19 protein-coding genes are annotated in these 22,116 nt (G+C 75.1%); 12 read left to right on the forward strand and 7 right to left on the reverse strand.

The genetic code is table 11. The features are described from left to right. Positions 1–649 (reverse strand): MFS transporter (locus MNZ39_RS17095; RefSeq protein ID WP_242340293.1); only part of this gene is annotated, 649 nt, incomplete at its 3' end. Positions 650–748: 99 nt separating this feature from the next. Between MNZ39_RS17095 and MNZ39_RS17100 the strand changes: the two genes are divergently transcribed. Beyond that, complete coding sequence (locus tag MNZ39_RS17100; RefSeq protein WP_242340294.1) at positions 749–1,651, forward strand: LysR family transcriptional regulator; 903 nt, start codon at positions 749–751, stop codon at positions 1,649–1,651. A gap of 158 nt (positions 1,652–1,809) precedes the next feature. After that, positions 1,810–3,423, forward strand: coding sequence for a GMC oxidoreductase (locus tag MNZ39_RS17105; RefSeq protein ID WP_242340295.1), 1,614 nt, complete (start codon positions 1,810–1,812; stop codon positions 3,421–3,423). A 120-nt stretch (positions 3,424–3,543) separates the two neighbouring features. On the opposite strand, the gene MNZ39_RS17110 is transcribed toward MNZ39_RS17105, so the two are convergent. Further along, positions 3,544–5,442 (reverse strand): 4-alpha-glucanotransferase, encoded by a 1,899-nt coding sequence (locus tag MNZ39_RS17110; protein WP_242340296.1) that lies wholly within the window; start codon positions 5,440–5,442, stop codon positions 3,544–3,546. Positions 5,443–5,697: 255 nt separating this feature from the next. Between MNZ39_RS17110 and MNZ39_RS17115 the strand changes: the two genes are divergently transcribed. The 5 genes from MNZ39_RS17115 (at position 5,698) to MNZ39_RS17135 (ending at position 15,702) form a co-directional block, all read left to right on the forward strand. After that, on the forward strand, positions 5,698–7,719 hold the full coding sequence (locus MNZ39_RS17115; protein WP_242340297.1) for an alpha-1,4-glucan--maltose-1-phosphate maltosyltransferase: 2,022 nt from the start codon (positions 5,698–5,700) through the stop codon (positions 7,717–7,719). Positions 7,720–7,736: 17 nt separating this feature from the next. Continuing rightward, a complete protein-coding gene (gene glgB / locus MNZ39_RS17120) occupies positions 7,737–11,396 on the forward strand; it encodes a 1,4-alpha-glucan branching protein GlgB (protein WP_242340298.1) in 3,660 nt (1,219 codons plus the stop codon). A gap of 187 nt (positions 11,397–11,583) precedes the next feature. Then, the gene (locus MNZ39_RS17125; protein WP_242340299.1) at positions 11,584–11,970 is read left to right on the forward strand and encodes a response regulator; all 387 of its coding nucleotides are present in this window, start codon (positions 11,584–11,586) and stop codon (positions 11,968–11,970) included. Further along, complete coding sequence (locus tag MNZ39_RS25020) at positions 11,967–13,430, forward strand: sensor histidine kinase (RefSeq protein WP_242340300.1); 1,464 nt, start codon at positions 11,967–11,969, stop codon at positions 13,428–13,430. Before MNZ39_RS17125 ends, MNZ39_RS25020 begins: the two co-directional genes overlap by 4 nt. A 127-nt stretch (positions 13,431–13,557) precedes the next feature. Then, on the forward strand, positions 13,558–15,702 hold the full coding sequence (locus tag MNZ39_RS17135) for a beta-propeller domain-containing protein (RefSeq protein WP_242340301.1): 2,145 nt from the start codon (positions 13,558–13,560) through the stop codon (positions 15,700–15,702). Here the strand turns inward: MNZ39_RS17135 and MNZ39_RS17140 are convergent. Both MNZ39_RS17140 and MNZ39_RS17145 read right to left on the reverse strand, forming a co-directional pair. Then, positions 15,689–16,312 carry a DedA family protein gene (locus MNZ39_RS17140; protein ID WP_242340302.1) on the reverse strand — a complete coding sequence of 208 codons (624 nt, stop codon included), beginning with the start codon at positions 16,310–16,312 and terminating at the stop codon, positions 15,689–15,691. The genes MNZ39_RS17135 and MNZ39_RS17140 overlap by 14 nt on opposite strands. Before the next feature lie 27 nt (positions 16,313–16,339). Continuing rightward, complete coding sequence (locus MNZ39_RS17145) at positions 16,340–16,732, reverse strand: TraR/DksA family transcriptional regulator (RefSeq protein ID WP_242340303.1); 393 nt, start codon at positions 16,730–16,732, stop codon at positions 16,340–16,342. 76 nt (positions 16,733–16,808) lie between these two features. On the opposite strand from MNZ39_RS17145, the gene MNZ39_RS17150 reads away from it, so the two are divergent. Further along, entirely contained in the window at positions 16,809–17,006 is a 198-nt protein-coding gene (locus MNZ39_RS17150; RefSeq protein ID WP_242340304.1) for a hypothetical protein, read from the forward strand. 61 nt (positions 17,007–17,067) lie between these two features. Next, the gene (locus tag MNZ39_RS17155; RefSeq protein WP_242340305.1) at positions 17,068–18,114 is read left to right on the forward strand and encodes a zinc-binding dehydrogenase; all 1,047 of its coding nucleotides are present in this window, start codon (positions 17,068–17,070) and stop codon (positions 18,112–18,114) included. Between the two features lie 31 nt (positions 18,115–18,145). Here MNZ39_RS17155 and MNZ39_RS17160 read toward each other — a convergent pair whose 3' ends face one another. Further along, positions 18,146–18,631 (reverse strand): aminoacyl-tRNA deacylase, encoded by a 486-nt coding sequence (locus tag MNZ39_RS17160; protein ID WP_242340306.1) that lies wholly within the window; start codon positions 18,629–18,631, stop codon positions 18,146–18,148. 185 nt (positions 18,632–18,816) lie between these two features. Then, on the reverse strand, positions 18,817–19,146 hold the full coding sequence (locus MNZ39_RS17165; protein WP_242340307.1) for a hypothetical protein: 330 nt from the start codon (positions 19,144–19,146) through the stop codon (positions 18,817–18,819). A gap of 254 nt (positions 19,147–19,400) precedes the next feature. On the opposite strand from MNZ39_RS17165, the gene MNZ39_RS17170 reads away from it, so the two are divergent. Then, a complete protein-coding gene (locus MNZ39_RS17170) occupies positions 19,401–19,922 on the forward strand; it encodes a hypothetical protein (protein ID WP_242340308.1) in 522 nt (173 codons plus the stop codon). A 24-nt stretch (positions 19,923–19,946) separates the two neighbouring features. Here the strand turns inward: MNZ39_RS17170 and MNZ39_RS17175 are convergent, their stop codons facing one another. Beyond that, positions 19,947–20,615: a hemolysin III family protein gene (locus MNZ39_RS17175; protein WP_242340309.1), complete on the reverse strand. Its 669-nt coding sequence runs from the start codon at positions 20,613–20,615 to the stop codon at positions 19,947–19,949. Between the two features lie 164 nt (positions 20,616–20,779). Here MNZ39_RS17175 and MNZ39_RS17180 point away from each other — a divergent pair, with 164 nt between their 5' ends. Further along, positions 20,780–21,493, forward strand: a complete 714-nt coding sequence (locus MNZ39_RS17180; protein ID WP_242340310.1) for a TIGR02206 family membrane protein — start codon at positions 20,780–20,782, stop codon at positions 21,491–21,493. A gap of 4 nt (positions 21,494–21,497) precedes the next feature. After that, positions 21,498–21,968: a DUF2721 domain-containing protein gene (locus MNZ39_RS17185; protein WP_242340311.1), complete on the forward strand. Its 471-nt coding sequence runs from the start codon at positions 21,498–21,500 to the stop codon at positions 21,966–21,968. The last annotated feature ends 148 nt before the right edge of the window (positions 21,969–22,116 follow it).

Below are 22,116 nucleotides of genomic sequence, written 5' to 3' on the forward strand. Positions count from 1 at the left end.
GGCGGCCGGCGAGGGCGCGCAGCGCCGCGAGCGGCGGGCCGCGCCGCGGCGCCGGGCGGCGCTCCGGCGGGAGGCCGCGGGCGACGGCGAGCGCGCCCGCGAGCGTGATCGCGCCGAGGGCGACGAAGGCGGCGCGCCAGCCAGCGCGCTCGGCCACGAGCGCCGCGACCACGCGGCCGAGGAACCCGCCCACGACGTTGCCGCTCACGACGATCGCCATCCCGCGCGCCAGGCCGCCCTCCGCCCACTCCGCCGCGACGTACGAGATCGAGACGGCGTACACGCCCGGGACGGCGAGGCCCTGCGCGAACCGCCACGCGAGGAGCGACCGCATGCCGGGGGCCGTCGCGGCGAGCAGGGTGGGGACGGACAGCGCGAACAGCGACCCCACGATGAGCCGGCGCCGCCCCACGCGCTCCGCCAGCGCGCCCACGAACGGCGAGGCGAGCGCGATGGCGATGGGCGGGGCGCTCACCGTGAGGGCCGCAGCGGCCTTGGAGACGCCGAAGGCCACGCCGAGGAGCGGCAGGAGCGGCTGCGTCGCGTAGACGTTCAGGAACGCGCAGATCCCGGCGAGCGCGAGCGAGAGGAGCGCGGCGACCGGGCCGGGTGGCCGGGGAGCCTGGGGCGGGAGAGGGCGGGAGGGCATCGCTGACCGGGCGCGGCCCGGGACGCGTGAACTTGCCGCGGCGGTCAGCAAGACGTCCAATATATCTTTCGTCGCGAATGATACTCTGGAGGTCTCACCGTGGAGCTCCGACACCTCCGCTACTTCGTGGCCGTCGCCGAGGAGCTGCACTTCGGCCGCGCCGCGGCGCGGCTCCACATCGCGCAGCCGCCGCTCAGCCAGCAGATCCGGCAGCTCGAGCGCGAGCTCGGCTTCGAGCTGTTCCTCCGGACGAACCGGCGGGTCCGGCTCACCGAGGCGGGCGGGACCTTCCTGCTGGACGCGCGGGGCATCCTCGAGCGCGTCTCCCGGGCGGCCGAGTCGGCGCGCCGGGTGGCGCGCGGCGAGGTGGGGTCGCTCGCGGTGGGGTTCGTCGCGTCCGCCACCTACGCGCTGCTCCCGCGCCTCGTCCGGACGTTCCGGCAGCGCCACCCCGAGATCGCGCTCACGCTCACCGAGCTCTCCACCGCCGAGCAGGTGGCGGCGATCCGGGCGGGCTCGATCCAGCTCGGCCTCGCCCGGCCGCCCGTCGGCGACGAGACGCTCCGGGAGGACCCGCTCGCGGAGGAGCCGCTCGTCGTGGCGCTCGCGGCACGCCACCCCCTCGCCGCGCGCCGCGCGCTCTCCCTGCACGCGCTCGCCGAGGAGCCGTTCGTGCTCTTCCCGCGCCAGCCACGGCCGGGCTGGGCGGACGAGGTCGTGAACGCCTGCCGCGCGGCGGGCTTCCGCCCCGAGGTCGCGCAGGAGACGCTCGAGCTGTCGACCACCGTCGCCCTCGTCGCGGCCGGGATCGGCATCACGCTCGTCCCCGAGTCGGCGCAGACGGTCCGGCTCCCCGGCGTGGTCTACCGGCCGCTGCGGAGCCCCGCCCCGCGCACGCGCCTCGTCGCCATCCACCGGCCCGAGGACCCGCGCCCGGTGGTGCAGCGCTTCCTCGCGGTCGCGCACGAGGTGATCGGCGCGGGCGCGGGCGGGCGCGGCTGAGCGACGTTCACTTCCTGGCCACGGGAGCGCGCGCGGCGCCGCCCTTCCAGCGGACGGGCGGGGGCCCTCGCGGGCGGCGCAACCGGGACCCGGGCCGGCTGCCCTGGCAGGCGAGGCTCCGCTCGCGCGCGGCCCGCCCGCTCTGGCAGACTGCGGGCGTGCGCGACGCGCTCGACTACGACTTCATCGTCATCGGCTCCGGCTTCGGCGGCGCCGTCTCCGCCCTCCGGCTCAGCGAGAAGGGCTACCGCGTCGCGGTGCTCGAGATGGGGAAGCGCTGGGGTCCGGATGACTTCGCGGCCACGAACTGGAACGTCCGCAAGTCCCTCTGGATGCCGCGGCTGCTCTGCTACGGCATCCAGCAGATCTCGGTCCTGAAGCACGTGCTCGTGCTGCACGGCGCGGGCGTGGGCGGTGGCAGCCTCGTCTACGCGAACACGCTGCTCGAGCCGCCGGCGCGCGCGTTCGAGGACCCGCGCTGGCCGGCGGGCGTGGACTGGGCGGCGTCGCTCGCGCCCCACTACAGGACCGCGCGCTTCATGCTGGGGGCGACCCCGGCGCCGGAGACGTTCCCGGCCGACGAGCTCTTGCGGCAGGTGGTGGAGGAGGAGACGGGGCGCGGGAGCACGTTCGCGCGCCACACGGTGGGCGTGTACTTCGGCGAGGCGGGCCGGACGGATCCGGATCCGTTCTTCGGCGGGGAGGGGCCTCCGCGCACCGGCTGCACGCTGTGCGGCGGCTGCATGACGGGGTGCAAGCACGGCGCGAAGAACACCCTCGACCGGAACTACCTCTTCCTCGCCGAGCGGCGCGGCTGCGTCATCCACCCGGAGACGAAGGTCCTCGACGTGCGGCCGGCGCCGGGCGGCGGCTACGAGGTCCGCACCGTCCGCTCCACGCGCCCGCTCTCGCGGCGGACGCGGGTGCTCCGCGCGCGGGGCGTGGTCTTCGCCGCCGGCGCGCTCGGGACGGTGAACCTGCTCCTGCGCTGCCGGGAGCGCGGCAGCCTCCCGCGCCTCGCCGCGCCGCTCGGCGACTACGTGCGGACGAACAGCGAGGCGCTCCTCGCGGTCACCGCGCGGGGGGACGCCGTCGACTACAGCCGCGGGATCGCCATCACCTCCGGGATCGACGCCGACGCGGACACCCACGTGGAGATCGTCCGCTACGGCAAGGGCCACGACGCGATGGCGCTCCTGTCGACGCACCTCACCGGCGCCGGACCGCCCTGGCCGCGCTGGCTCCGCTGGCTCGGCAACGCGGTCCGCCATCCCCTCGACTTCGTCCGCGCCCACTGGCCTTTCGGCTGGGCGCGACGCACGGCGATCCTCCTCGTGATGCAGCCGCTCTCGAGCCACATGCGGCTGCGGCTCGCGCGGCGGCCCTGGGGCAGGGCGCTCTCGAGCGAGCTCGCCCGGGGCCAGGCGCGGCCCCCGACGTACATGCCCCTCGCGAACGCCCTCGCCGCGCGGATGGCGCGGAAGATGGGCGGCGTCCCGCAGAGCGGCCTCCACGAGGTGTTCCTCGGCGCCTCCAGCACGGCGCACATCCTCGGCGGCGCGACGATGGGTGCCACGCCGGAGGACGGGGTGTGCGATCGGACGGGGCGGATCTTCGGGTACGAGGACCTCTACGTGGCGGACGGGAGCCTCGTGCCGGCGAACCTGGGCGTGAACCCGTCGCTCACCATCACGGCGCTGGCCGAGCACGTGATGAGCGGGATCCCGGTGAGCGGGGAGGGTGCGGGGAAGCCGGCGCCGCGGCCGGGGTGACGGATGGGTGGGCGGTCGAGGTCGCGGTCGAGCGCCTCGCTCGCGAGCGCGGCGAGGTGCGGCTGGCCTGCCGGCGCCGTCGGCCGCCCGCGGCGGGACGTTCGCCTGCCGAGCGTCCGCTCAGCGCGCCGGGCGCGCCGCGGCGTCGAGCCCGGCGAGGAGCTCGCGGTGAAGGGCGACGAACCCGGCGCCCCGCGCGCGGAGCGCCCGGGCGAGCGCGCCCGGGAGATCGAGCGCGCGGTTCGCCCGGACGCGCGCGGCGTGCTCGGTCCGGACGTCGTGCGGGATGCGGAGCGACCAGTTCGCGCCGGACACCGTCCCCGGCACGTTGTACGGCGCTCGCGAGCCGAGGAGGTCCGTGAAGTGGACCATCACGTGCCGCGCCGGCCCGACGAACAGCTCCGCGAAGCGCGCCTGCGCGAGCGCGGCAGGATCCGCCGCGATGGCGCGCGCCCAGGCCGCGCGATCCTCGTTCTCCGCGAGGAGACGCGACGCGAGGTGCTCGGCGTGCCGCCCGGACGCTCCCGTCTCGACCCAGCGCTCCGCCTTCGTCCACACGGTGGGCGTGTCGTGGTTCCCGAGCATGATCCAGTCCTCGGGTTTGGCGTTCTCCCCGCGATAGACGTCGCGAGGATCGTCGAGGTTCGCCTTCTGGGTCACGCGGAACCGGCCGAGGCCGTGCCGCGCGATGACGCGCGCGAGCGGGTACGGCTGCGTGCTCAGGATCTCGCAGGCGACGTCGCGCGGCTCGGGCACCGCATCCATGATCACGTCGAAGAGCGCCCCGTAGCGCGCGACCTGGTCCTCGTCGAGCGAGACCACCCGGTCGTCCGCGTGCCGTGGCACGCCGGGGTTCACCTGGTCGGCGCGCGCGATCGCGAGGGCGGCGAGCTCCGGCAGCTCGGGAGAGCAGAAGAGCCGCGCCCCCGCCCGGACCGCCGCGCCGGGCTCGCCGCCGGCGCGGTAGACCCACGGCGCGACGAGGCCGTGCGGGTGATCGACGCGGAGCCCGTCGTGCTCCGCGAGCACCTTGCGGACTCGCGCGCGCAGGAACCGGACGACCGGCCCGTCCGCGCGCCCGCCCGACGCGTCCGTCTCGAAGTAGCCGCGCGGATCGAGCACCGCGAACCCCCACGGCTGGCCCTCCGGGTCGGTCCTGCTCGGCGGCGCGCCCATGCGCCATCCGTCGAGGACGAGCCCCTGCGCCGCCCAGACGTCGCGCTCGGACATCCCCACCTGGAGGTCGGCGTGGAGCGCGAGCCCGAGGGCGCGGGCGCGAGCGCGGAACGCGGCGTGCTGCTCGTGCGCGAGGAGCTGCACGAGGGCGTGGTCCTCGACCTCGCCGCGGTGGCGCGCGAGCAGGGCCTCCCGGCGGCTCGCGCCGGCCGCCCCGGCGCCGGGCCCCGGGGCGAAGAGCTCGCGGTCCTCGCGGCTCGGCCACGCGCGCCAGCTCGCGCCACCGTGCTCCCGCTCGAGCACCTCGTACAGCGCGTCCGGGACGAGCCAGCCGGCGTGCTCCGCGCGGAATGCCGTGAGCCGCGCCGCGAGCTCCGCAACAGGGCCCCCCGCGCCCGCCGCGCGCGCGGCGCGGAACCGCGCGGCGACCTCTGCGAGGGCGCGCCGCATCGCGGCGAACGCGTAACCGTACGCCACCCGGTCGCCGCCCGGCCGCGCGGCGACGAGCTCGGCGAGCGTCTCCTCCCGGAGCAGGCACGCCCACTCCGGGCGCGTGAGCGGCGCGAGCGCGATCGAGAGCGGATTGCGAGAGAAGAGGGTGCCGTCGTAGGGCGACGGATTCGACGCGGAGGTGGCGCCCGAGGGGCCGAGCTGGAGGCCGTCGAAGCCGAGCGCGGAGGCGAGCTCGAGCAGCTCGACAGCGCCGTCGGCCGAGGGCGAGCCGCGGCCCACGTCCTCGCCGGGGAGAGTGGGGAAGGCGGCGTCGTGGACGCCGAGGAGGAGGCGGCGGATGCCGAGCGCTTCGAGCGCCTCACGGACGAGCCGCCGGGCGGGGGGGGACAAGGCGGCGAGAGGCTAGCACGGACCACGAGCGGAGACCTTGCACGGCGGGGGAGCGGGAGGGCGGACGGGGGGGAAATGGGCGAGGGGGCGGGCGACCGCGACCGCGACCCGACCTCGACCTCGAACCTCGACCCCTGCCCGCCCGCGAACGGGAGATGTCCGCCCGGCCGCTCCCGCGCCGGACGGCAGCGCGCCATGCGCGGCGCGGTGGGCCACCCACAGATTGCACTCGAGCCCCGCGCCCGAGAGGTGGACATGGCCAAGCGCGCACGCCCGGAGGCGGCCCAGCCGCCGGCCGAGCGCCCGCCACGCGTCGTCATCGAGAACGTCGCCCCGGAGATCGACGCCGGCCGCTTCCCGGTGAAGCGGACGGTGGGGGAGCAGGTCGTCGTCGAGGCGGACGTGTTCACGGAGGGGCACGACGCGCTCGTGGCCGTCCTGCGCCACCGGCGCGAGGGCGAGCCCTCCTGGACGGAGGTCGCGATGGCGCCGGTGGGGAACGACCGCTGGCGCGCGTCCTTCGCCGTCCGGGCGCTCGAGCCGCACCGCTACACGATCGAGGCCTGGGTGGACGCGTTCGGGAGCTGGGCGCACGGCTTCGAGAGGAAGCTGGCGGCCGGCGCGGTCGAGCCCGTGGACCTGCTCGTCGGGGCCGAGCTCGTCGAGCAGGCGGCAGCGCGGGCGGAGGGCGACGAGGGCGCGCGGCTGCGGGGCTCTGCGGCGGCGCTCCGGGGGGATGCGCCGCTCGAGGAGCGGGCGCGGCAGGCGCTCGATCCGGAGCTCCGGCTCGCCGTCGCCCGTCACCCGGATCGCAGCGGCGCGGCGCGCCATGCGCGGGAGCTCGTCGTCTCGGTGGATCGCGAGCGCGGTCGCTTCAGCGCCTGGTACGAGCTGTTCCCGCGCTCGGCGTCGCCCGAGCCCGGCCGCCACGGGACCCTGAGGGACGTGGTCGATCGGCTGCCATACGTCGCCTCGATGGGCTTCGACGTCCTCTACCTCCCGCCCATTCACCCGATCGGGCGCGCCTTCCGCAAGGGCCGGAACAACAGCACGGAGGCGACGCCGGTGGACGTCGGCAGCCCGTGGGCGATCGGCGGGCCCGAAGGCGGGCACACCGCGATCCACCCGGAGCTCGGCACGGCGGAGGACTTCCGGCGGCTGGTCTCGCGGGCGCGCGAGCTCGGCCTGGAGCTCGCCCTCGACGTCGCGTTCCAGTGCTCGCCGGATCACCCGTGGGTGAAGGAGCATCCGCAGTGGTTCCGGCGCCGCCCGGACGGGAGCGTCCAGTACGCGGAGAACCCTCCCAAGAAGTACCAGGACGTCTACCCGCTCGAGTTCGACAACCCGGACTGGCGCGCGCTCTGGTCGGCGCTCCTCGACGTCGTCCTGCACTGGGCGGACGAGGGGGTGCGGATCTTCCGGGTCGACAACCCCCACACGAAGCCGTTCCGCTTCTGGGAGTGGCTCATCGCCGAGGCGCGGCGGACGCGGCCCGACCTCGTGTTCCTCGCCGAGGCGTTCACGCGGCCGAAGGTGATGTACCACCTCGCGAAGCTCGGCTTCACGCAGTCCTACACCTACTTCAGCTGGCGCAACACGAAGGGGGAGCTCACGCAGTACCTCACCGAGCTCACGCGCAGCCCGGTGAAGGACTTCTTCCGCCCGAGCTTCTGGCCCAACACGCCGGACATCCTCCCCGAGCCCCTCCAGTACGGCGGCCGGCCGATGTTCCAGGCGCGGCTCGTGCTCGCCGCGACGCTCGCGGCGAGCTACGGGATCTACGGCGCCGCGTTCGAGCACATGGAGGGGCGCGCCGTGCGCTCCGGGAGCGAGGAGTACCTCGACTCGGAGAAGTACCAGCTGCGCAGCTGGCAGCTCGACCGCGAGGACAGCCTGCGCGACTTCATCGCGCGCGTGAACCGCATCCGCCGGGAGCACCCGGCCCTCCAGTCGAACGAGCGCCTCGCGTTCCACCCGATCGACAACGAGCAGCTCATCGCCTACTCCAAGGCGAGCGAGGACCTCTCCGATCTCGTGCTCGTGGTGGTGAACCTCGACCCGCACCACGTCCACGCCGGCTGGCTGGAGCTCCCGCTCGAGCTGCTCGGGCTGCGCGGCGACGAGCCGTACCAGGTCCACGACCTGCTCGGCGGCGGCCGGTACCTCTGGCACGGCGCGCGGAACTACGTGGAGCTCGATCCGGCGAGCGCGCCGGCCCAGATCTTCCGCATCCGCCGCCGGGTCCGGACCGAGCGCGACTTCGACTACTTCATGTGAACGGGCCGAGGGGGCAGATGGAGGAGTCGCTCGCGACGATCACGACGGGTGGGCCGTGGGACGGGATCCTGGAGCCCGGCCCGGCGCGGGAGCGCCTCGAGGAGGTGCTGCCGCGCTACCTCCTGGGCCGGCGGTGGTTCGGCGGGAAGGCCCGCCACATCCTGCGGGTGGCGGTCCTGGACGTCGCGCGGATCGGCTCGGGGCCGGGAGCGCCGAGCCTCGTGCTCCTCGCCGTCTCGTACGCCGAGGGCGCGCCGGAGGTCTACTCGCTCCCGCTCGCCTTCGCCTCCGGCGCAGCGGCGGACCGCGTCCGCGCGGACCTCCCCGGAGCGGGGGTCGCGGCGCTCCGCGCCGGCGGTCAGCCGGGCCTCCTCTACGCGACGGATCGCGACCCGGCCTTCTCGCGCGCGCTCCTCGACGCCATCGCGCACGGCCGCACGTTCCGGGCGCGCGCCGGCACGCTCGTCGCCTGGCCGACGCAGGCGTTCGCGCGCGAGGCGCCCGGGGTCGAGGCGCTCGCCCCGGCGCCGCTCGGCGCAGAGCAGAGCAACACCTCCATCCGCTTCGGCGAGCGGCTCGTCCTGAAGCTCTTCCGTCGCACGGAGGCGGGCGCGAACCCGGAGCTCGAGGTCGGCGAGTACCTCACCGAGCGGGCCGCGTTCCCGAACGTCCCGCCGGTGCTCGGCGCGGTGGAGTACCGGCCGTCGAGCGGCGAGCCCCGCGCGCTGGCGCTCCTGCAGGCGTTCGTCCCGAACCAGGGCGACGCCTGGACCTTCACGCTCGGCGAGCTCGCCGCGTTCCTCGAGCGCGCCGCCGGCACCGCGCCGCCCGCGCCTCCCGCCGGTCCCCTCGTCGAGCTCGCCGGCCGGGCGCCGCCGCCGGAGCTCCGCACGCTCGCGGCGCCGTCGCTCGACTCGGCCGGGCTGCTCGGCCGCCGGACCGCGGAGCTGCACCTCGCCCTCGCGCGCGGATCGGACGACGAGGCGTTCCGGCCGGAGCCGTACTCGCCGGAGGACCGGCGCGCGCTCCACGACGGGGCGGTCCGTCAGGTCCGCGGCGCGCTCGCGCTCCTCCGCGCGCGGCTCGGGACGCTCGCGCCGGACGTGCGCGCGCGCGCCGAGGCGATCCTCGCGCGCGAGGACGACCTCGAGCGGCGCCTGCGCTTCGTCCTCGAGCGACCGCTCACCGCGCTGCGCACGCGGACGCACGGCGACTACCACCTCGGCCAGGTGCTCTGGACGGGGCGTGACTTCGTCGTCATCGACTTCGAGGGCGAGCCCGCGGCGCCGCTCGCGGCCCGGCGCGCGAAGGGGTCGCCGCTGCGGGACGTGGCCGGGATGATCCGCTCCTTCCACTACGCGTCGTGCCAGGGGGCTGCTCGGCGCCCGGCGAGCGCGGGGGGTCGCCCCGAGGACGGGGGCCGGGCCGAGGCGTGGGCGCGGGTGTGGTATCCCTGGGTCGCGGCGGCGTTCCTCCGCGCGTACCTCGACGTCGCCGAGGGCGGGCGCTTCCTCCCCCGGGCCGGCGCGGAGGTGCGCGCGCTGCTCGAGCTGCACCTCACTGAGAAGGCGCTGTACGAGCTCGCGTACGAGCTCAACAACCGGCCGGAGTGGGTGGGGCTGCCGCTGCTCGGGATCGCCGGGCTCCTCGCCGCCGAGTCGGATCGAGACCGGGAAGGGGAGGAGAGCTTGCCGAGGAAGGGAACGAGGGGCGCGCCGCGCGCCGCCGCGCGCGCCGCAGGGCGGGCGCAGGAAGACGCGCCGGGCGAGGTGCTCGCGCGCGGTGGGCCCGGAGAGCTCGACCGGCACCTGTGGAACGAGGGGACGAACCACCGCGCCTACCGGACGCTCGGCGCGCACCTCGGCGCGTTCGACGGCGTCGAGGGCGCGTCCTTCACGGTCTGGGCGCCGAACGCCGAGCGCGTCTCCGTGATCGGTGACTTCAACGGCTGGGACAAGGCGCGCCACCCGCTCCGCCGCCTCGACGACTCCGGGCTGTGGCAGGGCTTCTTGCCCGGCGTGAAGAAGGGCGCGGTCTACAAGTACCACCTGCGATCGCGCGAGCGCGGCTACGAGGTGGACAAGGCGGATCCGTTCGGCCTCATGCACGAGGCCGCGCCGGGGACGCAGTCCGTCGTGTGGGACCTCGCGTACGACTGGGGCGACGACGCCTGGATGCGCTCGCGGCGCGAGCGGAACGGGCTCGCGAGCCCGATGAGCATCTACGAGGTGCACCTCGGCTCGTGGCGGCGCGTCCCGGAGGAGGGGAACCGGTCGCTCACGTACCGCGAGCTCGCGCCGCTCCTCGCCGATCACGCCGCGAGGATGGGCTTCACCCACGTCGAGCTGCTCCCGATCACCGAGCACCCGTTCTACGGATCGTGGGGCTACCAGACGACGGGCTACTTCGCGCCGACGAGCCGCTACGGCACGCCGCAGGACTTCATGTTCCTCGTGGACACGCTCCACCAGCGGGGCCTCGGGGTGATCCTGGACTGGGTCCCGTCGCACTTCCCGACCGACGCGCACGGGCTCGCGTACTTCGACGGCACGCACCTGTTCGAGCACGCGGACCGACGCCAGGGGCACCACCCGGACTGGGACAGCTTCATCTTCAACTACGGGCGCAACGAGGTGCGGAGCTTCCTGCTCTCCTCGGCGATGTTCTGGCTCGACGCGTACCACGTGGACGGCCTGCGGGTGGACGCGGTCGCGTCGATGCTCTACCTCGACTACTCGCGCAAGGCGGGCGAGTGGATCCCGAACCGTTACGGCGGCCGCGAGAACCTCGAGGCGATCGCGTTCCTCCGCCGCTTCAACGAGGTCGTGTACGCGGAGCACCCCGACGTCCAGACCATCGCCGAGGAGTCGACCTCGTGGCCGATGGTCTCGCGCCCGCTCTACGTCGGCGGCCTCGGGTTCGGGATGAAGTGGGACATGGGGTGGATGCACGACACCCTCGCGTACATGGGCCACGATCCCGTGTTCCGGCGCTTCCACCACAACGAGGTGACGTTCCGGATGATGTACGCGTTCTCCGAGAACTTCGTCCTCGCGCTGTCGCACGACGAGGTGGTCCACGGGAAGCGTTCCCTGCTCGACCGGATGCCGGGCGAGGGCCGGCAGAAGTTCGCGAACCTGCGCCTCCTCTTCGCGTACCAGTGGGCGCAGTCGGGCAAGAAGCTCCTCTTCATGGGCGGTGAGCTCGCGCAGGGCCAGGAGTGGAGCCACGAGCGGAGCCTCGACTGGCACCTGCTCGAGCGGGAGCAGCACGAGGGCGTGAGGGCCTGGGTCGAGGACCTGAACCGGCTCATGCGCGAGAGCCCCGCCCTGCACGTCCGCGACTTCGACCCGGGCGGCTTCGAGTGGATCGACGCGAACGACGCCGAGGCGAGCGTGCTGTCGTTCCTGCGCAGGGGAGGGGAGGCCGACCCCGAGATCCTCGTCGTCCTCAACTTCACGCCGGTGCCGCGCCAGAACTACCGGGTGGGCGTGCCGCGCGGCGGGTTCTGGCGCGAGGTCCTGAACAGCGACGCGTCCCGCTACGGCGGCGCCGGCTTCGGCAACCTGGGCGGGCAGGAGGCGGCGCCGGTGGGCGCGCACGGACGGCTGCACTCGCTCACCCTCACGCTCCCGCCCCTCGGGGCGCTGTTCTTCCGCCGCGAGCCGGGCGCCTGACGCCCCGGCCCTCCGGCGCCCTGCCGGACCAAGGCGGGCGGGCGGGCGGGACCCGTCGCGTGCGCCGGCGCCCCGGACCTCCCGGCGCCGCGGCGGGCGAAGGGCGCCCGGGCCCCCTTCGGCCGCCGCCCCGGTTCCGCTATCCTGCGCCGGTATGCCTGCGGAGGTGCCGAAGCCGAGGGTTCTGGTGGTCGACGACGATCACGCCAACCTGCGCACGTTTCGCATCGTGTTCCGCGCGGAATACGACGCGACGCTCGCCCTGTCCGGAGACGAGGCCCTCTCCGAGCTGGCCGCGGGGAGCTTCGACGTCGCGCTCGTGGACTACGCGATGCCGGGCATGAACGGGCTCGAGCTGCTCGTCCGGATGCAGCGGGCGCACCCGGAGGTCGGCCGCGTCATGGTGACCGGCTACCCCGATCACCCGGAGCTCGCCGAGGCCGCACGCACCGGGATCGCCGCGGCGGTCGTCATGAAGCCGTGGGATCGCGACGCCCTCCAGCGCACGCTCGACGAGCAGGTCCGGATCGCGCGGGCGCGGCGCGCGGGGGCCTCCGGCGGCGACGCGCCGTGAGCGCCGGAGCCGCGAGCCCGGACCTCGAGGCCGGCTTCGAGGCCTCGTGCCTCGCGCGGGAGCGCTGGGAGGGCACGACCGCGGTCGTCCTCTCCGCGGTGCTCATCCCGCTCTGGATCGTCTTCGACGCGCTGCTCGAGCCGGAGTGGGTGCAGCCCTTCACCGCCATGCGCCTCGTGGCGACCGCGGTGGCCTCGATCTGCGTGGTCGCCATCCGCCGGGCGCGGACGACCCGCGGGCTGCGCGCGTGGGTCGTGCTGGCGCTGGCGGTGGGCGGCGCGTCGATCGCCCTGATGCTGCCGCACGTCCGGCACTTCCCGGCCTACGTCTTCGGCTTCTCGCTCTTCTTCTGGGGGGCGGGGGCGATGTTCTCCTGGCCGGCCCGGTGGTCCCTCGCGCTGTTCGGGTTCCTGCTCGCCGTGATGTCCTCGGGGTTCGCCGTGTGGCCGGACGCCCGCGAGCTCGCGGACTTCGTGGCGGCCGGCTTCTACATCGGCAGCGCGGGGGTCATCGCGACGATCATGACGCTCGTGCGCAGCCAGCTCGTGCGCGACGGCTTCGTCGTGTCGCACGAGCTCGCGATGCGCAACGCCGACGTCGAGCGCACGCTCGAGCAGCTCCGCGACGCGCAGGCGCGCCTCGTCGCCTCGGAGAAGCTCACCGCGCTCGGGCGGCTCCTCGCCGGCCTCTCCCACGAGATCAACAACCCGCTGAACGTGCTCCACAACAACCTCGACCCGCTCGGCGCCTCGCTCGGAGGCTTGCTCGAGGTCGCGCGCGCCGCCGAGGCCGCGACGGCCGCGGACCTGCCCGCGCTGCGCCGGCGATGCGCCGAGCTCGACGTGGACACCACCTCGAAGGACGTCCGGGACGCGACCGAGATGATGCGCGCGGCGATGGAGCGGGTGCGGCAGGTTCACGCCGATCTGCGGGCCTTCATCCGCGGGGACGCGCCCGGCATGGTGCTGGGCGATCCCGGGGAGGGGCTCCGCGCGACCGCGACGCTCCTCTCGCGCAGGTTGCCGGAGGCGGTCCGCGTGGAGGTGGACGTGGGCCCGCTCCCGCGGACTGCCTTCCAGCCCGGACAGCTCAACCAGGTCTGGCACAACCTCGTCCAGAACGCGCTCGACGCCGTCGGGGACGCGGGCACCGTCACGGTCCGGGCGCGCGCGGTCGGCGACCGGATCGAGGTCACCGTCGCGGACAGCGGGCCGGGTGTCGCGCGGGAGCACCAGGCGCGCCTCTTCGAGCCTTTCTTCACGACGAAGGGCGTCGGGAAGGGCACCGGGCTGGGGCTCGCGATGAGCTACCAGATCGTCGAGCGCCACGGCGGGGCCATGTTCCTCGACGGCGGCTACACGAACGGAGCCCGCTTCGTGATCCAGCTCCCGGTGCGCGCCGCCTCCGCGCTGCCGGTCCTGGCGGGGAGCGACCCGGGCGCGTCCCGCCGCGCGGGGTAACACGGCCGCGACTCCGTCGCCGCCGACCCGGACGAGCCGCCCCCGTACGGCGGACGGCCGGCGAGGAGGGTGAGCGTATCCTCGACGCACGCGGCGTGTGCTCCCGCCTCGTCGAGGAGGATCTCCCGTGCGTGCCACCGCCGCTCTCGTCCTCGCCGGCCTCGCCCTGGCCGGCTGTCACTCCGGCGCGGGCGGGCCGGAGGTCGCGATCGCCCGCGTCGGCCTCGACCCCATCGCCGGGTGCGAGGACCTCGCCCGCGCCCTCCGGGATCGCCTCGTCGCAGACATGGACCGCGCCCTGGACGCGAACCTGGCGACCGCGCTCGAGGGACGCTGCTGGGCCTACGGCGGCGCGGTCCCGCCCCTCGCGCCCGCGGGCGACGCGGGCGACGGGGGCGGCGCGAAGGCCTTTTCCGACACGAACGTCCAGGTCGCGGGCGTGGACGAGCCGGACCTCGTGAAGACCGACGGGAACCTCGTCTACGCGATCGGCGACGGGCGCCTCCAGATCGTGGACGCCTGGCCCGCCGCGGAGGCGCACCGGATCGCGGCGGTCGAGGTCGAGGGGACGCCGCGGCGGCTCCTCCTCAACGAGGGCCGCGTCGTCGTGTTCTCGTCGCTCTCGGCGCCCCCCCCGGAGCCCGGCCCGACCCCGGTCCCGCCCTCGGGCGGCGGCGGGGTGCCCGTGCCGGGGGGCACGACCGCGAGCCCGGTCGCCGTACCGGCCGGCGACTGTACCTACGGCTACGACTGCGTGCCCACGGGCGACGGGAACCCCTCGAAGATCACCGTGCTCGACGTCTCGGACCCGGCCCGGCCGCGCGTGCTCCGCGAGGTGACCTTCAACGGCTCGTACCTCGCGGCCCGGAGGATCGGCGCGTCCGTCCACGCCGTCCTCGCGCTGCCCGAGCGGACGGTGCCGGGCCTCGCGTACTGGCCGAGCACGTTCGTATGCGGTGACGGCACGTCGCCCCGGGCGATCCGCGAGGCCTTCGAGGAGCTCCGCCGCGCGAACCGCGCCCTCATCGAGGGCGCGGAGCTCGGCGCCTTCGTGCCCGCGGTCCGCGACGTCCGCCACGACGCCGGCGGCGACGCCGTGGACGCGGACGTGCTCGGGGCCTGCCCCGGCTTCCACGCCTCGGCGGAGGGGCTGGGGGTCGGGTTCGTCTCGATCGCCTCGCTCTCGACGGACGGCGAGGGCCCGCTCTCCGTGACGACCGTGCTCGGCCGGCCGGGCTTCGTCTACGCCGCGCCGGCGGCGCTGTACGTCGCGTCGCCGCACGCCTGGCGCGGCGGCGGGAGCTGGTTCTGGGCGGAGCCAGAGGCCTCCCCCGAGGCCACGACCGTGCACGCGTTCCAGCTCGCGGACGCACCCGGGCCGCGCGCCGAGTACCGCGCGAGCGGCGTCGTCGAGGGGCGGGTGCTGAGCTCGTTCTCGCTGGACGAGCACGCGGGGGCGCTCCGGATCGCCACCACGACCGGCCACTCGCCGGATCCCGCCGCGCACAGCGCAGTGGCGGTGCTGCGGGACGCGGGCGGGATCCTCGAGGAGGTCGGGCGGGTGGACGGCATCGCCCCCTCGGAGGACATCCGCTCCGTCCGCTTCGACGGCGTACGCGGGTTCGTCGTGACCTTCAAGAAGACCGATCCGCTGTTCGTGCTCGACCTCGCGGATCCGGCGGCGCCCGCCATCGCCGGGGAGCTGAAGGTCCCGGGCTTCTCCACCTACCTGCACCTCATGGATCCGGACCACCTCCTCACCCTCGGCTACGACGCGTCGGACCAGGGCGGGTTCGCCTGGTTCACCGGGATCCAGCTCCAGCTCTTCGACGTCGCCGATCCCGCCGCGCCGGCGCTCGCGTACCGGGAGCTCATCGGTACGCGCGGGTCCACCTCGCAGGCGGTGACCGACCACCTCGCCTTCAACTACTTCGCGGAGAAGGCGCTCCTCGCGCTGCCCATCGTCATCTGCGAGGGCGGCGACCCGGCCGGCGGCTACGGCGACCTCATGACCTTCAGCGGGCTGCGGGTCTACCGCGTCCGCGCCGACGCGGGCTTCACCTACCTCGGGGGCGTGGCGCACGCGACGCCGGAGACGCCCGAGACCTTGCGCGACGCGTGCTCCGGCTGGTGGACCGACGCGAGCACGCCGGTGAAGCGCAGCCTGTTCCTCGAGGACTTCGTGCTGTCGTTCACGGACGGCGAGGTGCGCGTCCAGGACACGCGCGCGCTCGGCGCGGATCTCGCGCGGATCGACTTCACCGCTCCGTGACGGCCTCGCCGGGACCGCGCACCGCCGCGGCCCGGCGGCGGCGCGCGCGCACCGCCCAGGCGACGAGGGCCGCGAGCGCCACGGCCGCGAGGATCCCGAGCTCGACGCGCCGCAGGTCGCGGTGGGCCTCCGCGAGGTGGTGCGAGGCGAGGTAGCCGACCGTCACGACGAGGGGGACGGAGACGAGCGCGGAGAGCCCGTCCGCGAGGAGGAAGGTCAGGCGCCGGACGCCGTGGGTCCCCGCGAGCGCGAAGGCCGGCAGGCGGAGCCCGGAGGTGTGGCGCGCGACCACGATGGTCCAGAACGCGTGGCGCTCGAAGTGCCGCTCGAGCCACGCGCGCCGCCCCGGCGTGAGCACGCGCCGCACCGGCCGGCTCTCCATGATCGCGTCGCCGTGCCGCCGGGCGAGCGAGTAGAAGAGGAAGTCGCCGCCGACGATCCCGACCCAGCAGGCGACGACCGACGGCACGAACCGGAGGTAGCCCTGGTGCGCGAGGACGCCGGCGGTGAGCTGGGTGAGCTCCTCGGGCAGGGGCACGCCGACGCCCGCTCCCACGAGGAGCGCCAGGATGGCCCCGTAGCCGAAGTGCTCGACGAACCGCTCGACCATCGAACGGTAAGGTAGCCCTCGCGGCGGTCAGCGGTAGTCGGTGAGCTTGCGGCGCGTGCCGCCGAGCCGCGGCTCGGTCTTCGCCTGGCACGCCGGGCAACGGGTCGCGTAGGGCATCACCGCGAGCCGCCCGGGCGCGATCTCCTCGTCGCAGTCCTCGCACAGCCCGAAGTCCTCGGGGGCGTTCGCGAGCTTCGCGAGGGCCCGATCGATCCGCGCGACGAGCTCCGCCTGGCCCTTGTTGCGCTGCGAGGCGAGCACCTGGAGCATCTCGGAGAGCGCCTGCGCGTCCTCGTCCGCCACGCCGGTCGTGGCGGGATCCGTCCGGTTGGGCTCGATCCGGGCCGGGCCGGTCCGGAGGAGCTCGGCGCGGAGCCGCTCGAGCGCCTTCTTCACGTTCGCGCGCTGCCCTGGGGTCATTCCGGTACACGACTACCGGAAGCCGGCGCCGGGCGCCAGCCGGAGCCGCGGCCCGGTCGAGGTATTCTCCGGGGCCATGGTCTGGCACGTCACCGTGGACGGAAGCCCCGCCTGCACCTCCTCCCTCGTCGGGCCGGACGAGCGGCTCGAGCCGCCCGTCTGCGGCACCCGCAACCGCGACCGCGCGGAGGACTACGCGCGGCTCCTGCGCGAGCGCCACCCGGAGGCGACCGTGGAGGTGGTCGCGCACGGCTGCCCGATGCGCGGAGAGTGAGCGGCCGGCGTGGCCATGGAGAGTGGCCGGGCCACGTCCGCACGGTTAGTTGGAGCCGGCGGTGATCCCTAAACGAACGTCCGAGGCCTTCATGCGCGCCATCCGCTATCACGGTCCGAAGAAGCCGCTGCAGCTCGAGGAGATCGCCACCCCCGCTCCCGGCCCCGGCGAGGTGCGGGTCCGGGTGACCGCGGCGGGCGTGTGCCACACCGAGCTCCACTTCCTGTCCGGCCTGCTCGACCTCGGCGTGGCGCCGCTCACCCTCGGCCACGAGATCGTCGGACGGATCGAGCGCGTGGGGGAGGGGGTCGAGCCGGCGCGCGTGGGGGAGCGGGTCATCGTCTACTACTACTCCGGCTGCGGCCGCTGCCTGCACTGCCTGCGCGGCGACGAGCACCTGTGTGACGCCCTCCGGGCGGAGCACGGCTTCGTCACCGACGGCGGCTTCGCCGAGTACGTGCGGGTCCCCGCGCGGAACGCGGTCCCGCTCCCGGACGCGATCTCCGACGCCGACGCGGCGCCGATCGGCTGCGGCGTCACCACCGCGGTCCACGCGGCCGGCCTCGCGCGCGTGGGCCTCGGGGACTGGGTGGTCGTGTACGGCGTGGGGGCGGTGGGGTTCGGGCTCGTCCAGGTGGCGCGGCTGCGCGGCGCGCGCGTGATCGCCGTCGGCCGGACCCCGCGGAAGCTCGAGGCCGCCCGCGCGCTCGGCGCCGACGCCACGGTGCGCGCCGGCGAGGAGGACGTCGCCGCGCGCGTCCGCGAGCTCACCTCTGGCCGGGGCGCCGACGTGGTGTTCGAGCTCGTCGCGACGCGAGAGACGATGGCCGCGAGCGCGCGCTGCCTCGCGAAGCGCGGCCGGCTCGTCTTCGTCGGCTACTCCGAGGACGCGCTCGAGATCCACCCGATCCAGCTCGTGGTCGGCGAGCAGAGCGTCCTCGGCTCGGTGGGGAACACGCTCGCCGAGCTGCGGGAGGCGGTCGAGCTCGTCGCCCAGGGGCGGGTGAGGACGATGGTCGACCGCGTGCTCCCGCTCGAGCGCTTCCAGGAGGGCGTGGACGCGCTCGCGGACGGGACCCTCCTCGGCCGGGCCGTCCTGAAGCCCTGAGGTTGGCGCGGGTGGCGCTAGGCCGCCGCGCTCATCCGCCGAACTCGGAGCGGGCGGACGCCATGCCGAGGCCGGCGATGGGGGTGACGCCCTCGCAGCGCATCCACTCGCCGGTGTCGAGCACGACCGCGTCCTCGTGCGTGCCCGCCGGCATCACGAGCTTCCGCTCCTGCAGGAGCACCTCGTCCACGAAGATCGGCACGCCGAACATCGCGAGCGGCGGCTCCGCCCCGGCCTCGCACGGCTCGAAGCGCGGCGTGAACTCCGACTCCGCGACGAGCTCGGCCGGGCGCCCCGTCGCCTCCTCGAGGGCCGCGAGGCTCACGCGGTCGGTGGCCGCCACGACGGCGAACGCGATGAGGCCGTCGAGGCTCACGACGACCGGCTTGGCGACGCGGTGGCCGCTCACGTGCTCGGCAGCGGCGAGCTCCTGCGCGGACATCGCCGTGCGGTGGGTGTGGTGCTCGTACCCGCGATGGCTCTCGCGCAGGTGCGTCTCGATCAGCGATGGGATCATGGCCCGTCCTCCTTGCCGTACATGCGCATTCTGCGGCCGACGCGCCTCCCTCGCGGCGGCTCGCGTGGGCGGTCCCCGCGGGCGGGGAGCCGGCCGGCGGGCGCTCGCGTCGAAGCGCCGCGGGCACGCGTTCGCGGGCCCCGCCGCTCGGGCGCGGGGGGTCCGGAGACGGGACGGCCGCGCCTTCAGGGCGACGAGGCCGCGGGGGTCTGCGGCGTCGCCGCGTGCCCCGGGCGGACGAGCGAGATGGCGAACAGCACGGCGCCGACGAGCGCGTTGCTGACGCGGGCGATGCCCGAGACGTTGGTGAGGAACAGCGCCCCGATCGCGAGCAGCACCGCGACCACCGAGATCACGTAGCGCAGGCCTGGCTTGCCCTGCGCGGCGAACGCAGCGACGGCGACGACGAGCGCCGAGATGGCCGTGAACGCGGTGGAGAACGGCGTCTGCGGGAACGCGAAGGCGGAGATGAGCAGCCACGTCGCAAAGATCAGGTTCAGGGTGACGAAGCGCATCGACAGCCTCCTTCCGCGAACGAGCGTCGGCCGATCGGTGGCCCGCGTCGAGGTGGCCTCCCGGAGCCGCTCGGACGCGGGACGCGGTCGCGGGCGTCCGTGCCTCCGGGCGCCCTTCGCCTCGCCTGCACCGGGCCCCTGGATCCCGAGGGGGCCGGTGTAGAGTCGCACGCGTGAAGACCCCCGATCGACGGCTCCTCCTGCGGGCGAGCGGCTTCTCCTGAGGCCCCGTGGCGGGCCTCGGCTGAGGCACCGTGCTCGCGCCCGTGCTGGCGCGCCTGTCCCTGCTCCCCGAGCTCGCGCGCGCCCAGGTGGACGCCGCCGGCCGGCTGTTCCTGCTCGAGCTCGCGCCCGGCGCCGATCCGGACGGCGCCCTCCGCGCCGCGCGCGCCGTCCTCGGCGATCGCGCGCGGCCGGTCGCCGACGTCGAGGCGCAGCTCGAGAGCCGCGCCCGGGGCGAGCGCTGGTTCACGGCGGAGGACATCCGCGGGCTGTCCTACGTCGAGGCACGCGTCCTCGCGGCTCGCGTCTGCGACCGGGTGCTGCGGGAGGTGCCGCTCGAGCTCGCGCAGGCGGACCGGCTCGAGGATGCGGCGGTGGTCGAGATCCGCGCCGCGCTCGATCGCGTCCACGACGAGGGCGGGCGGACGTCGAGCGCGTGGTTCGACCCAGCGTGGCCCGCCATCGCCGCGGCGATCGCGGCGCGCCTGCGGGGGGGAGTGGACGCGGACGGGCTCGTCACGCTCCGCGAGGCGCTCCTGCGCGCGCGCACCTGACGGCGAGGCGCGGGCTCGGGGCGGTCAGCGCAGCGCGCGGATCGCGCCGGCGACCACGGCGAAGTGGCAGGCCGCCGCGGCCACCACGAGCAGGTGGAAGATCTCGTGGAACCCGAACACCGCGGGGAACGGATCCGGCCGTCGCAGCGCGTAGATCACCGCACCCACCGTGTACAGGAGCCCGCCGCCGAGGAGGAGCGCGAGGGCCGCGGGGCCGATGGCGGCGTGGAGCGCCGGCACCACCGGCACGACGAGCCACCCGAGCAGCACGTACAGCGCGGCCATGAGCGCCTTGGGGGCGGTCACCCAGGCGATCGAGAGCCCCACCCCCGCGGCGGCGCCGAGCCAGACCGCGGCGAGCAGCGGTCGCCCGCGGTCGCCGAGCAGGAGGCACAGGGGCGTGTAGGTCCCGGCGATGAGGAGGAAGATCGCGGAGTGATCGACGCGCCAGAGGATTCGCCGCGCCCGGGCAGACCAGGTGGGGCGGTGGTACACGGCGCTCGCGAGGAAGAGCGCGAACAGGCTCGCTCCGTAGGTGAGCGCCCCGGTGCGCGCGGTGCCCGTCTCCGCGTGGACGAACAGCAGCGCCCAGGCCGGAGCCGCGAGGTACGCGGCGATCTCGTGTGAGACGCCGCGGAGCCGCGGCTTCACGCGCGCCACCTCCGTCACCCCTGCCATCCGCTCCCCCGCCATCGCCGCTCCTCCGTCCTCTCTCGAGAGTTGCGGTGACCGCGTCACCGGGGCGTCATCGCGGCGCGACCGGACGGGGCGATGCCCGCGCGGTCGCGCGCAGCCGGGGGAGGACCGCACGGGGGAGGGTGGGGCGGCGGGCGCGCCTCCGCGCTATCGCCCCCTCCGTGGGCACGCTCCGCCTCTTCGGCGCGACGCACCTCGCGATCCTCGCCGCCGTCCCCGTCGTGGCCGCCGCGCTCGCGGCGGCCGCCCGCGCCCGGCCCGGCCTCGCGCGGCCCCTCTGCCGCGCCATCGCCGCGGTGATCGCCGTGAACGAGCTCGTCTGGTACCGGCACGGCGTGTCGCTCGGCTGGCTGAACCCTCCGCACGGGCTGCCGCTCGACCTGTGCGACGTCGTGCTCTGGCTCGCGGTGTACGCGCTCGCGACGCTCAGGCCCTGGGCGCTCGAGGCGGTCTACTTCCTCGGCGTCGCCGGGAGCGGCATGGCGCTCGTCACTCCGGACCTGGCGGACGTGCCGTTCCCGTCCTACGCCGCCATCCAGTTCTTCCTCGCGCACGGGGCGATCGTCGCCTCGGTGCTGTTCCTGGTCCTCGCGGGGCTCCTCCGCCCGCGGCCGGGCGCGTGGTGGCGCACGCTCCTCGGCGTGAACGCCTACGCGCTGGCCGTGGGGGCCGTGAACGCGCGCTTCGGCACGAACTACATGTACCTGTGCGAGAAGCCGCGCTCGGGGACGCTCCTCGACCTGCTCGGCCCGTGGCCCGTCTACATCCTCGGCGCGGACGCCGTCGCGGCCGTGCTCCTGTTCCTCCTCTCCCTCCCGTTCCGTGGCGGGAAGGGGCGACGGAGCCGCGCACCGGGCGAGCTTCGGCTACCATGAGCGGGTGCAAGGCGACGCCCACATCACCGACATCGCCCGCGTGATCCAGCTCGCGGTCGCGCCCGTGTTCCTCCTCACCGCGATCGGCACGATCCTTTCGGTCCTGTCCGGGCGGCTCGCCCGCATCGTGGACCGCGTCCGCATCCTCATCGACCGCGCGTCGAAGCTCCCGCGGGAGGAGCTCGGCTGGATCGAGCGGGAGATCGAGACGCTCCTGCGCAGGCGCCAGCTCGTGAACCTCGCCATCACCTCCGGCACGAGCGCCGCGCTCCTCGTGTGCGTGCTCATCGCGAGCGCCTTCGTCGGCTACCTCGTCGGCGTCGACTTCTCGATCTTCCTCGCCGTGCTGTTCATCGCCGCCATGGGCGCGTTCGTCTCCGCGCTCGTCCTCTTCCTGCGCGAGATCCTCATCGCGGTCTCCACCCTCAGCTTCGAGCTGCCCGGGGAGCGCGAGGCGGCCGGACGCGAGCGCTGAGGAGCGCTCCCGCCTGCGATCTCCGGGGCGGCCGGGCGCGCGCGTCGCGACGGCGCCCGGACCGTCCGGCGACGGCGACTCGCGGTCGATTTCGCTAGCGGCGGCCGGCGCGGCGCGTGCCGCGCCCGCCCGCGCGGCGGCGGCTGGC

It is taken from the genome of Anaeromyxobacter sp. SG66, assembly GCF_022690805.1.
Classification (GTDB): Bacteria; Myxococcota; Myxococcia; order Myxococcales; family Anaeromyxobacteraceae; genus Anaeromyxobacter; species Anaeromyxobacter soli.